12 protein-coding genes are annotated in these 13319 nt (G+C 35.1%); 2 read left to right on the top strand and 10 right to left on the bottom strand.

What is annotated here, in order from left to right:
• Positions 1-2: 2 nt before the first annotated feature.
• The 6 genes from gerPC to LGQ02_RS11225 all read right to left on the bottom strand — a co-directional run bounded on the left by gerPC (position 3) and on the right by LGQ02_RS11225 (position 4018).
• Entirely contained in the window at positions 3-608 is a 606-nt protein-coding gene (gene gerPC / locus LGQ02_RS11250; RefSeq protein ID WP_226514472.1) for a spore germination protein GerPC, read from the bottom strand.
• Between the two features lie 50 nt (positions 609-658).
• Positions 659-856 carry a spore germination protein GerPB gene (locus LGQ02_RS11245; RefSeq protein ID WP_226514471.1) on the bottom strand — a complete coding sequence of 66 codons (198 nt, stop codon included), beginning with the start codon at positions 854-856 and terminating at the stop codon, positions 659-661.
• Positions 857-874: 18 nt separating this feature from the next.
• A complete protein-coding gene (locus LGQ02_RS11240; protein ID WP_226514470.1) occupies positions 875-1096 on the bottom strand; it encodes a spore germination protein in 222 nt (73 codons plus the stop codon).
• Between the two features lie 403 nt (positions 1097-1499).
• The gene (locus LGQ02_RS11235) at positions 1500-1718 is read right to left on the bottom strand and encodes a spore germination protein (protein ID WP_226514469.1); all 219 of its coding nucleotides are present in this window, start codon (positions 1716-1718) and stop codon (positions 1500-1502) included.
• Positions 1719-1881: 163 nt separating this feature from the next.
• Positions 1882-3096: an alanyl-tRNA editing protein gene (locus LGQ02_RS11230; protein WP_226514468.1), complete on the bottom strand. Its 1215-nt coding sequence runs from the start codon at positions 3094-3096 to the stop codon at positions 1882-1884.
• Between the two features lie 16 nt (positions 3097-3112).
• The gene (locus LGQ02_RS11225; RefSeq protein ID WP_264183976.1) at positions 3113-4018 is read right to left on the bottom strand and encodes a DMT family transporter; all 906 of its coding nucleotides are present in this window, start codon (positions 4016-4018) and stop codon (positions 3113-3115) included.
• A 546-nt stretch (positions 4019-4564) separates the two neighbouring features.
• Between LGQ02_RS11225 and LGQ02_RS11220 the strand changes: the two genes are divergently transcribed.
• Positions 4565-5572 (top strand): C40 family peptidase, encoded by a 1008-nt coding sequence (locus LGQ02_RS11220; RefSeq protein WP_226514466.1) that lies wholly within the window; start codon positions 4565-4567, stop codon positions 5570-5572.
• A gap of 79 nt (positions 5573-5651) precedes the next feature.
• Here the strand turns inward: LGQ02_RS11220 and LGQ02_RS11215 are convergent, their stop codons facing one another.
• The 4 genes from LGQ02_RS11215 to LGQ02_RS11200 form a co-directional block, all read right to left on the bottom strand.
• A complete protein-coding gene (locus LGQ02_RS11215; RefSeq protein ID WP_226514465.1) occupies positions 5652-6944 on the bottom strand; it encodes a LysM peptidoglycan-binding domain-containing protein in 1293 nt (430 codons plus the stop codon).
• A gap of 427 nt (positions 6945-7371) precedes the next feature.
• Positions 7372-9048, bottom strand: coding sequence for a S8 family peptidase (locus LGQ02_RS11210; RefSeq protein WP_226514464.1), 1677 nt, complete (start codon positions 9046-9048; stop codon positions 7372-7374).
• 22 nt (positions 9049-9070) lie between these two features.
• Positions 9071-10882: a glycosyl hydrolase family 18 protein gene (locus tag LGQ02_RS11205; RefSeq protein ID WP_226518295.1), complete on the bottom strand. Its 1812-nt coding sequence runs from the start codon at positions 10880-10882 to the stop codon at positions 9071-9073.
• Positions 10818-11426, bottom strand: coding sequence for a hypothetical protein (locus LGQ02_RS11200; RefSeq protein WP_226514463.1), 609 nt, complete (start codon positions 11424-11426; stop codon positions 10818-10820). Before LGQ02_RS11200 ends, LGQ02_RS11205 begins: the two co-directional genes overlap by 65 nt.
• A gap of 150 nt (positions 11427-11576) precedes the next feature.
• Here LGQ02_RS11200 and LGQ02_RS11195 point away from each other — a divergent pair, with 150 nt between their 5' ends.
• Positions 11577-13280 (top strand): DUF4127 family protein, encoded by a 1704-nt coding sequence (locus LGQ02_RS11195; protein WP_226514462.1) that lies wholly within the window; start codon positions 11577-11579, stop codon positions 13278-13280.
• The last annotated feature ends 39 nt before the right edge of the window (positions 13281-13319 follow it).

Below are 13319 nucleotides of genomic sequence, written 5' to 3'. Positions count from 1 at the left end.
GGTTAACCTCCTTGCCCTTTTGGTAAACTACGTATAAATGAATCTAATGTATTATTTATATCTTCTTTTACTTTAATCGTAATCTCTTTTACAATTTCCGTTTGTTCTTCGTTCGTTTCTGTATTTAAATTTACCTTGTTTAAATAGTATTCTATTCGCCTATCAATCTGTTTTTTCACATCATTAATGATAAAATCACGATACATCTGATCTAGTTCATATTTATGCTTTATTTCGAACTCATTTAAAATTTGATAACAGTCATTTTCTAAATAGTGGTAGATTGTTCTTTTTATGTTTTCGTATATATTTGAGTAATTTTCATCTGACCGCACGTGTAAGTCATTTTGGTTGACTGTAAAATCCTCGATTGATTGAGCTCCGTTTTGCGGGCTTAAGCCAATATTTAGCGTGCCTTCTAGTTTTTCAACCTTCAGTTGATCAAATTTATATTCAATATTAGCTGGTTGTTGATTTTCTTTTAGTTCAGAAACCTCTTTTTGGAGTTGGGAAATCGTCATTTCCATTTGTGAGATCGTGTGTTGAAGTTTATTTACATGATCATGTAATTTTTGATAATAAGCATACATATCCCAATTTTGATACATTTACTCCCCCCTCCTATCCAAGTCAGCTTATTAACAATGTGTCCGTTCATTTATCTAGGAGCAGCAAGCGGGACTAATGAAGTTCTAGGTCTAGCTTCGGGAGCCGGTTCAACAAACCCACCAGTATTATAGAGGTTAGATAATGCTCTAATCATACCTGCACTTCCTATTTGTAATACAGAAGAATTCGTGATGCCTTCAACTCTTAAATTATGAATCACGATACTTTGGTTAACAAAAAGGTTCATGGGTCACCCCTCCTTCACCTATATATTAGCAATTGAGTTTTGGTCAAAAACATCAGAGTCATTTACATTTGTAACACTGTAATCATTTCTTACATTTAAATAATCTCCAGTGTTAAAGGAGCCAGCTCCTGCAAACGTTTTTGCTGAACTAGATGGTGAAATCTTATAAACATCTCCTACGTTAAAAACACCGCTTCCTGATACAGTATTTACTTTTATTGCACCAACAATTGAAGGCATATACGCAACACCCTTTAAACTCATTCTAACTTATTATATGTTTTTTTACTGTTAGGTGTTCGCCTTGTCACTTCCATTTTTAAAAAAGAAAACACTTGAAGAAGGTCGGTTAAGAACATCTATATTCGACTGAAAGAAAACCTATGTATAATTCATAAATGATCTTATGCTTTAGGAGGGAAGGTCAGGCTCTGAAGTTATTTCTGTTCAATCTTATTTAAGGTTCGTTTAAATGGTTTGAGTTGTATGATAGTATGTTCCTTTTATGGGAAGGAACATATTTGAGAAAGGGGAACAATGTGAGGGCAATGCTTTAAAGGAAGGCAAGACTAAGAAAAGACCATAGATTCCTTAGTAAAATGCCGTACGCTTAAATGATAATAATTACAACATTTTTAAAGTTTTATACATTGCCCCCTTGATTTTGGTCGAAGCCATCCGGATCCAGCGTATTGTTAATATTAATACCGTTATTCGTTATTTGGAAGTCACCTGTATGACCTGCTCCAGAACCTGAAACAGATTTAGAAGCTTCTTTAGGCGATATATTAAGAGTGTCGCCGAAGTTAATGACACCACTATTTGAATTTATTTTTATTGGACCACCAACAATAGAAGGCATATTAACACCCTTTTCTAATCGTCATTCATACTAAGTATATTATGAATAATGTTAAGAAAAGTTCCTTTGTTCCCTACATTCGATTCAGTTAAAAAATTGAAAAATCGAGCAGGGACAAATGGGGTTAAGGTCCTACTCGATTTTAAAGAAGTATGAAAAATGATCAAATTTCCCCTTCGTTTTTTATCTGATCGATCGCTAATTCGAGAAGTTGTTCCTCTTTCATTATAGGATTTCCTCCACCCTGCGCGATCGATTCATTACCTCCACCTTTTCCATCTAGGCTTGTTAAGAGAGGTTTGATAAGTTCGTTCATTTTTACCTTAACTTTTTCGCCACTTGCACAAACAAATTGCAGTTTATCTTCATTATTACTGATAAACAACGTAATTGTCATTGGGTCTTCGTTTGTAACGACTTTTGCTAATGTTTGTAATTCCTTCATTGTTTTGTTCTGATAAAGTTTTGAAACAACATAATTTTCATTGATCATAACCTTTTGATCAAGTAAACTTTTTGCCTCATATACGAGTAATTGTTCACGGGTTTCTACAAGTACCTTTTCAGTTGCTTTTTCTTTTTCTTTAAGTTGTCTTACAGCATCAGGTAAATCAATCTCAGGTGAGTTAAGCTCTTTCATGAGTACTTTTGTAATGAGATGTTTTGTATGCAACTGTTTTAACACTCTGTTACCACACACGAATGAAAGGCGGATCTTTTTCTTTTGTCTCTCCCAATCTAATATCTTCATTGCACTTACTTCCCCTGTTGAATTTGGGTGAGTTCCACCACAACCGTTATAATCAAAATTAGGAATGATGACGAGTCGAATATCATCTTCAACTGTAGTTGTTTTTCTTAACGGATAGTTTGAAAGATCATCTTTTGTTATCCATTTCGTATCGATTGAACGGTTTTCTAATATGATATTGTTTGCCAATGTTTCGGCTTGCTCTATCATACCTTCATCAATGTTTTGGATATTTAAATCAATGGTACAAAGTTCTTCACCTAAATGAAATCCTACTGTTTCCGCTTCGAATAATTCTTGAAAAGCTGCAGACAAAATATGTTGGCCGCTATGTTGTTGCATGTGATCAAAACGTCTCGCCCAATTAAGTACTCCTGAGACTACTTCTCCTTCAGAAAAGCATGGCTCATTTATGTAATGGCGAACTTCTCCTTCAGTTTCTTCGATGTTAATAACATTTACATCATTTAATGTACCAGTATCGTGTGGTTGTCCGCCTCCTGTCGGATAAAATGCTGTCTTATCTAGGGTAACAAACCACTTTCCTTCATGATTACAATCTTGCTTAATTACTTTTGCTGAAAACTTTTGCGTGTATGCATCTAAATAATAAAGCTTTTTATTCAATCTTTTTTCGCTCCTTTTAAGCAGAATGGTCATTCATCGTTTTGTTGTTCATCTCTTCTTTTTTATTTGTACGTTGTTTTAATCTTTCCTCTATATAACCGGTCCCAAATAACACGCCAAGTACGATAAAAATAAATCCAATTATTTGTGTGAAAAAGATCGATTCCCCTAAAAAGAAAAACGCACCAATTAGAGCGAAAAATGGGACAAAGTTATTAAATATGGCTGTTTGACCGGCACCAATATTGTGAATGGCTGCATTATATAAAATATGACCTAATCCTGTTGCAAAGATAGCAGACAGGAAAAAGACACTCCATACGACTGATGAACGTGAATTCATTTGATTCATTCCATTAGGTTCGATGATGAAACTCACTCCTAATAAGAGTAACGATCCGATAAGTAACATGACAGCTGTCATTTGCCTTGAAGATAACGTCTTTGTTACCTTTTTAATCAGTATAAAACTGAATGCTTGTGCCAGCATCGAAGTGAAAACAAATAGGTCGCCTCGAGAAATCGTATCTACATGACCATTATTTAATACGACAACAGTAACGCCAATCATACCAAAACCAATACCAATCGCCCTTATCCACGTAAACGGGTCGTGAAAAAAGATCATTGCGAGAATCGCAGTTGTAAGTGGTATTAAACCTAGTATTAATGAAGCATTCGATGCGGATGTTTCTACTAGCCCAATTGCTAATAAAGAGTGATGGGCTAGTTGGCCTAACATTGCTGCGAGGATGGTGTAAAACCATTCTGTTTTTGATAGTTTTCGTAAGTCTTTAAGAAAATATAAAACGATGATTGCTACAATCCCTGCTATAAAAATACGAGAACCTTGCATAGCTACGGGTGGAAAATGCTCCACCAAAAACTTTACAGCAACGACATTCAGTCCCCATATCACCATAACAATCATCAGTAAGCTATAAGTGATTGAACGTGACAGAAATATCTCCTTCTTTCTAAACCTTTGGCTATCATAATATGGGTATCAGCCATTCTTTTCATTCATGTAGAATACAACAATTACTTTTAATGCGTTGAATAAAATATATAAGTAAGTACATTTTTTTTATAATTATACTCTGTATATTATACATCGAAAATAGTAACTTGGTAATATGAACGAACCAATAATAATTATGACTATTTATAACTTTTGTCACACATTCCTTCATTTCCACATCGCCCCCTTAACATATTCTCACTCATTAATTTAATCTATTATTTATTGATACGATAGTTTTATTGTTATCCACTAAGAATCGACAAATCCCAATCCTGTTATATGGAATTTATGCCAATTATCATCAAAGAGGACCATTATTTACTATCTATATTCAGAACTTGTTATCTACTTGTAACTATATTGTAATATACTTCGTGCTAGAATTGGATATTCACTAAAACTAAAAGGTTAGTAGAGACATCTTAGAAAGGATAGGATTTATGTATGGCTAAAAGGAACATTACAATCATTAGTTTTTCATTTATATTGTTATTCACATCACTATTCTTATCATCACAGCAGGCAGAAGCTAATAGTCTTAGACAAGATATTGTAAATATTTCAAAAAATTATATAGGAGTTCCTTACCTTTGGGGAGGTACATCAACTGCTGGATTTGATTGTTCCGGGTTTGTTAAATACGTATACCGTGAAGCGGGAATTACATTATCTCGAACGACTAGTACACAAATTAATGAAGGTAGAGCGGTTAATAGAAATGAGCTAAAACCAGGAGATATCGTTTTCTTTAACACAACTGGTGTGAGTCCATCACACAACGGTATTTACATTGGCAATAACCAATTTATTCATTCAGGATCATCAAGAGGCGTAGAGATTACATCACTTGGGAATTTGTATTGGAGTCCACGTTACATAGGAGCAAGAAGAATTATTGAAGATGCACCTTTACCACCTGAACCATTACCTGCAGGGCAGTTTCATGATGTAAGTAACTCATATTGGGCAAAACATGAAATTACGAATATTAGCAAGAACGGTTATATTGTAGGTTTTAAAAACAGTTTTTACCGACCAGAAGAACATATAAATCGTGCAAGTGTAGCAGCTGTAATTTCTAGAGTAAAAAGTTTAAATGATTCAAATAACAACAACTTCAGTGATGTTCCTTCAGACCATTGGGCAGTTAATGTGATTTCCGCAGTAAATGATGCGGGGTATTTTGGTGGATTTAATGATGGAACGTTTAGACCTGAACAACCAATGACCCGAGCAGAAGTATCAGCTGTATTTGAGCGTGTCTTTGAATGGTCATCTGAATATCAAGAACAAGATTTCACTGATATAACTTCTAACCACTGGGCATATGATCAAGTTCAGCAAATGGCATCAAATGGTATAACGGTTGGATACGTTGATGGAACATTCAGACCTGATGATCCTATTACACGAGCAGAATTTACGGTGTTTTTATATCGGGCATTAAATTAATGTTATTTAGTAAAGAAGCTGACTCATAAGTGGATGCACTTTTTTGAGTCAGCTTCTTTTAGTTTTTAATTAAAGTGTGTTAATTCACTCCAGCTGCGACCCTTACTTGAGTTTGCATGGAAGCTTGTACAAGTCCGTCATTGTGGCGTGTACTATTTAAGAAGTGAATGCAGAAATGACCTGGATAATTATTGTTTCTAATAATATGATCTCCATGTGGGAAAGAATGCATCGCAGCAGCCAGCCTTCTTCCATCAACTGTTATAATAACTGCTCTTGGTGTCCAACTGTATGTGCCCCCCCATAACTGTCTCATTGTTTCAGCATCTGTTGACGATAATGGCTCACAATCAGCATGATTTCCTCCCATCGTATGTCTGATTCTAAATGTACGACCAGATTGAAAGTCTGTTACAGTTGCTTCTTTTCCAATAGGGAATACATATCTTGCTTCTGTCCACCAGTCTAAAAATTCACCATGACGTGAACTTACAACTGGCTTAACAGGGATGTCATATACTGGAATCGTTAGTCTTTGCCCAATGAAAAGGGTACTGTTTAAGGATAAATTATTTACTTGTAATAACTCAAGCATTGGTATGCCATATTGAATACTTATATTCCAAGCATTATCTCCAGACTGAACAGTATGTGTGGTGTATGTCTTTGTGACACCTTGTTCAACTGTTCCAGGATCTTGGCCTACTGTAGTTGTAATTCGTAATACTTGATTAACAAGAATCTTATCAGAAGTTAAATTATTTTCAGTCATAATCGTTTCAACGGTTGTATTAAACCTGCTCGCAATTCGGCTTAATGTATCTCCAGAAACGACGGTATAATGCAATGTTTCCTCTTGGGGGGGTGTAGTATCTGGTTCGGCTATTTCTTGAGTAGAAACAATTAAAGTTTGCCCAACTTGTAAGACATCATTTTGTAAGTTATTAATGTTTCGTAAGTCATGAACTGAAATACCAAACTTGTTTGAAATACTCCATAAATTATCACCAGATACAACTGTATAAGTGTTTGGTGTGGATTCAATGAAAACTGACCATGTCTTTCCGTTCCATTCAACGTCGTAGCCAAATGTTTCAGAGATGAAACGAACTGGTACAAATGTAAATTTATTCACAATTCTAGATGGTGGTACATTAACTTGTCTTTCATTTACTTTTGCAGTAGTCTGCCCTACAACAAATGAGATATTTGTTTCCCCTTTGTTGATACTAACGGATCTATCTTCCCCATTCCATGATACACCTGCACCAAAATGAGTAGAGATTGCACGAATGGGAATAAAGGTTACTCCATTTTCGATGAATGGGCTCGGGTTTAAATTTAAGTTAACTCTATTAACAACGATATTCACCTCATTAGCCGTAAGGCCTGTTAGACTTTGTGTACCATGATCATTTTCGGAGTAAAGAGTGCCATGTTCTTTTCTAAGATCACGGATATAATCTTCACCAAAATCTATTGTGTAATCCTCTTCACTTTCAACTAAATGTTGTTTATTAATTTCATCATTTAAAGGGTGATTTTGACTATATTGTTCATCGTGTTGATGTATTGATTGCTGTTCATACTGATTGGATTTCTCATCCTGAATTTGTTGATTTGTACATCCTGAAATTAATAGACTGATGATGATTAAAAAAGTTATATAACGCGTAAATACTCCCCCTTTATATATTATGTGTTAAAGTTCGTTTATTCTTATGGATGTGTAATTCACGCGGCTCATATAACTGTTAAATGTATCTATTTATTAAAAATATACTCCTAAATTACTTTAATTAGGTTATTTGATCTGAAATCCTATTCATTAGTGCAGCCATTTGTGCACGAGTAACGACGGCTTCCCCACCAAAGGTATTATGTGTTAATCCGCGGAAGATTTTGTAGTAAGTAGCAGTAATCACATCATCAGCAGCCCAATGTCCCTCATTTACGTCTATAAATGGATTCTCCATTTCATCTGTTCTATTTAAATTTAATATCCTAACAAGAATCGCTGCCATTTGCTCTCTCGTAACTGTAGTATCAGGTGAAAAAGTGTTTTCTGCAATACCGCGAATATATCGATGCTGACTGATAATTTCCATCTCTTCCTGAGCCCAGTGTCCTTCTATATCATGAAAGGTCGGTAAATCTCCTTCAAGATAGTCCAAATCTAATGCCCTTACTAAAATAGCTGCCGCTTGCGCTCTCGTTAAATTAAGCTCAGGAGAAAAAGTTCCTTCTCTAGTACCTCTCATCCAACCAAAATGAAACACTTCTACTATATCTTTATATGCCCAATGATTAGATATATCTGTAAGAAAAACAGGTGATTGAACGAGGCCAAATCCATACCACGCATTTCTTCCTGTCTGTCCAAGGTCAATAGAAGTTTTATTTAAAATATTTCGCAGTTCATTAGCACTTAACCTTGGATTCGCTTGTTTTATTAAAGCAAGAACTCCAGCTGCAAAAGGCGTTGCCATACTTGTACCATTCATATTTGTATAAGTATTATTTAAATATGTACTGTATATCGCAACACCAGGAGCACTTTGTTCAATTAGACTTCCTGTGGCAGAAAAGTTAGCTCTCCTATTATGTGTATCCGTTGCAGCTATAGCAATCGTAGAGTTGTACCTGGCTGGGTAAGCAACATTATCACCAGTTCCATTCGGGTTTCCATCATTCCCCCCAGCTGCAACAAGGAGAATATTCGAATTATATGCGTTATCAACTGCTCGATTTAATGCAGTGGAATGATTATACAACCCTAAACTCAAGTTAATAATATCCATGTTATTTTTAACTGACCAATCAATGGCCGCAATAATGTCAGAAAGGTAGCCTAAGCCATTTTGATTTAGAACCTTAAGTGCATAGATTTCAGCTTCTGGTGCCACTCCTATAATCCCTCTATTGTTATCTAGGGCAGCAATAATGCCTGCAATATGTGTTCCATGACCGTTATCATCAGAATAAGAATTTGTATAGTCAACAAAAGATTGTCCGCCTGCAATTGACAAATCATAATGTGGAGCAATCCCAGTATCGATGATTGAGATTTTTATACCTTTCCCTCTTAATCCGGAGTTGTATGAACGCGGAGTTAAGATTTGTTCATATCCCCAAGTTGTATCTTGGTTTAGTGCTTGTACAACTTGATCTTTTTCTATTGAAATAATATTTGGGTGATTTTTAAGTTTATTAACTTCATCCTTTGGGAGATAGGCACTTGCCATTTTAATTATATCTGCTTCCTTTAAGACAACTCCATCAACCCCTTCAATTACATCTTCTTCAATATCATCACGAAATAAAATAATCGTTCGATCATAATCTTTACCTCTCTCTTGTTCTAACAATAATTCCATCTCGTCCTGGGCAAAGGGGGTTATCCCCTCTTCGTTTTGGAATTGACAAGATGTGAGCAGTAATAGAGATACAAGTAGGATTGAAATAAACCTGCTCATAGTAATCTCCCCTTATCCCTTGTTAGTTGTTGATTGCATCAAATTCACCTGACATTCTGTCCATTAATGCAGCCATTTGTGCTCTGTTTGATTTAGTTCTTGGTCTAAAAGTTCCGTCTTGAAAACCTGACAAATACCCATTCTGATAAATAGCTAATACAGACTCGTATGACCAATCTCCTTTTCTGATATCAGGAAACGGATTTCTGTCAACCGTTTCATAAGGGAATTCAAAGATGTTTTGTAAAATAGCTGCTAGTTGTTCCCTTGTTAATGGGTCATCAGGGCCATAACGATTATCTCCAATACCATTAACCATCCCAAGTTCGTGGGCAATCTCAATATCCTTTTTAGCCCAATGATTGTGTGTATCTCTAAACACATAATTAGTAGGAGTGGCATTAGCGTATCCTAATGCACGGACTAATATCACAGCGCCTTGGGCTCGAGTTAAATCAGATTCCGGAGAAAATTGGGCAGGTGCAGTTCCTGCCATCCAGCCTCTGCGAGCAACATTAAAAATGCTTTTCTCACCCCAGTACCCAGATGGAACATCATTAAAAGTGAGATCTGCGGTATCTTCTGTTCCTTCGTCAGGATCATCAACATCATCTTCAGGTTCGTCGTTTTCTTCAAAAGGATTATCTCGTAAAAAATGACCATTTAACCAAGATGTATAATATTCCCAAGTCTTTTCTTTTTCTAATGAAAGTGCCCAAGAACCAGTACCTTTTATATCATATTGTTGTGGTAATCTTAATTTTTCTTTCTTAGCTTCTTCATTATCAAACCAGATTACATATTCCCCTGCTGTTAACCGTCTCCCACCTTGAAATTCTTCTTCCCCTGATGGGATTGTAAAATATACAGAAGCCGACTTTCTATCAACATCATAGTTAATGTTCCCGTTATATTTCGACACAAAATCAGGAACTCTCCTGTGAGCTAATCCCATCCCCAAAATCTCATCACCATCAATAGTAGGACCATCTGTTTTCCACATCCGCCCATAAAATGGGAGACCTAAAACAATTTGGTCACTAGATACTCCTTCATTTAACACATACTGTATAGAGCGCTCTTGAAAGTTAAGACTAGCCACGGGGCCAATTGGACTATCTGGTCCTCCCCAGCTTTCATCATAAGCCATGATCATTAAATAATCACAGTATTCGGCTAATTCCTTCTCATCATAAATCCCATGCCAGCCTGTATTCCATCCATTTGGATTAGCTGCTATAGCGACTGATAATTCTTTTTCGTTCGGAATGTATTCTCTTAATAAGCGAATAAAGTCGTTATGCTCATCACGGTACTGGTGTCCCACACCTTCAATATCTACATTAACTCCGTCTAAATTGTACTGTTCAATGGCTGAGGCTATATCCCTTGCTAATTTCTCCCTATTTTTTAGTCCATTAATACCTGCTTGAATGTCCCAGTGGTTCGCAAGGAAAGGAACAACTTTAATCCCTCTTTTATGCATTTCAGATATAAAAGAAGTGCGAAGCATCCATGTTACATCTAAATTTCCTTCAGGAGAAACATCAAAATAGTTTGGTGAAACAACATGCAAACTTTCTTGAGTTGCATCCACTTGCTGTATATATGTATTTGGACCTCCAAAATAAACATATGTCATATTAAATAATTCATCTTCTTGTGCATTTGAATGCTTAAAAATTGGTATCGTGAACAAAATTAATGTAATGAGGCTGATCATAACAAATGAAAGTGTTCTCATAAATTCCCCTTCTTTGTAATTAAATTTACGGATAAATGACTTCAAATAAATAATTATTTCCATCATGTGATAATCGGTACTGTAATCCACTGTATTCAATTAACTGCTCTCCATCTGGAATAAATCCGTTTGGATCAATACCTAATTTGTCGAAGATTTGGTTTACATCGTAGTATTCAAAGTCAGTATTAATCATTAATATGACTTGACTCCAACCTGTTAACAAAGAATAGCGTTCATTTTCTGATACAGCGTTTCCTTGAAAACTAACCTTCTCTATATAACGATCGCTTGTAGTTGTAACGGATAACATATATGCATTCGAAAAAGTAGAAATATATATCAATTGATCCTTATTATCGTTTCTCTCAAAAGTGCTGATATATAATTCACTCATCTGTTCATCCGATATAGCATTCCATCTTCCGATAAAATCATCTATTTTAAATGGTGATTTTTCTATCTCCGCTTTACCTTCTGTTTTATGAATTTCTTCATTTGAAGGTAAATCGTTTTCAAATCCTTGGAATTGATCCTGATCTTCTATTCCATTGTTTACATTACACGCCATTAATTGATTAACGCTAACAACTAAGAAACAAGCTAAAACAATATACTTCATTATGTAACGCATGAACGATTCTCTCCCTTATGAGGATTTTTTAATTCTTCATATTTTTACTTTATGCTAATGACAATTTTTTAAATAAAAATTGTAAATAATAGAAAGGTTATGTAGTAAGACTTCATTATTCTGAAGATAGAGTTAAAGGAGGAGATAAAAATGATCCCGCTTCGAAACAATATACTTCTTTACGTAATAATACTTTTTATCATTAGTCAATTATTTATACCCTCTAGTTTGTATAAGGGGCATGTATTGGCGGAAGACGGATCAGCAAATAAGATTTCTGTTCAAAGTCTTAGCGAAGATTATCAAAACAATCACTTATATGAAAATGGGCCGACAGTCATGTTAGTTCCTTTAGATAATCGTCCTGTAAACCTGTTTGTACCTCAACATCTATCCACTATAGGGGGGATAAATCTCATTACCCCTCCTCTTTCAATCTTAGGTAACGAAAAAACATGTGGATTATCAGAGCAAATCATAGAGTGGATGATCGAGTATGGCGATCAAGCAGATGCCTTTATTATTTCATTAGACATGGTGGCCTATGGAGGATTAGTTGCTTCTAGGAATGATCATTCATTAAGTACCAATGATGCTATTAATCGGTTATTAATAATTAATGATCTAAAGAGAACATACCCTGAGAAACCAATATATGTGTTTGATACAATTCAACGTTTAACGAACACTGTGTTATCAAAGGAAGAGCTAGAGACCTACCATAAACTTAGGGAGTGGTCAAAGGAAGGTTATAAGTCAGAGCAGCAAACTGCACTTCCTAATGCGCTGGATAGTTACAAGAAAGCACGGGAACGAAATCATATAGTGACACTAGCTCTTCTTAATCTTGTACATAATGAAATTGTTGATTTTGCACTGATTGGACAAGACGATGCAAGCCAAATTGGTATACACACTCATGAGCAAGAGAGACTTATGAATGTTATCCAAAGCCTAGATATATCTGATAAAGCTGTCATTATTCCTGGTGCAGATCAATTAGATGTATTATTAATAAGCAGGTTTATGAATGTTCTAAATAACTTTGAACCTTCGTTTAATGTTCATTACACAACAAAAGACGGTTCTGACTGGATTCCTGATTATGAAGATATTCCTTTAAGCGAGAATGTAAAAAAGCACGTTGATGTTATAAATGGAACTATAACAACTGATGAAAATCATACAGATATTCATCTCGTTATACATACGTACCGCTTTGTTAATCCAGCGTTAAATTTTGATCGGAACGAAGTCATTAAGCTTATTCGCTCGAAATTAAACGGAAATCATTCTGTTATTTTTGCAGATGTTGCAAATTACAAAGCAGATTCCGATCTTTATAAATTGTTGCTTAACAATAATCTTTTACTATCAATGGAATCTTTCGCTTCATGGAATACTCCAGGAAATACCCTTGGTTTAACGATAAGTCACGGAAGCATTCGTCAGTCTTTTTATCAGCATGGGCCAAATATATTAAGTGAAAATGAACAAATCCTAGCCTATAAATATCATTATCAATATTTATTACATCGTTACTTAAAAGACAATATATATAAAAATAATATATTAACTGTGCTCCGTTCTTCCCATATGATTGATCAATTTGATGAATGGGATTTAGGTGAAAAGAAAAACGATATACTCTTATTTGTACAGGAAAAGCTTAATGTGGAAAGTAAGGACATTTTATCAGTTTTTGAGGGAAGTTCTCTAACTCTTCCATGCTGTGAAGAAGAACAATTTTTCATTTCTGAGATTCCTATAATAAATATAACTTTCCCATGGAACCGTTTATTTGAAATGGAAATAAGGCCTGAAATTGTTATAGAAGCAGATAAAAAAGAATAAAAAGAAACAAACTTGGGATTAATCACTCAAGTTTGTTTC

Source organism: Bacillus shivajii, from assembly GCF_020519665.1.
GTDB lineage: Bacteria > Bacillota > Bacilli > Bacillales > Salisediminibacteriaceae > Bacillus_CA > Bacillus_CA shivajii.
Note: the sequence above shows the minus strand (reverse complement) of the source record. Positions and strands in the feature narration are given on the sequence as shown.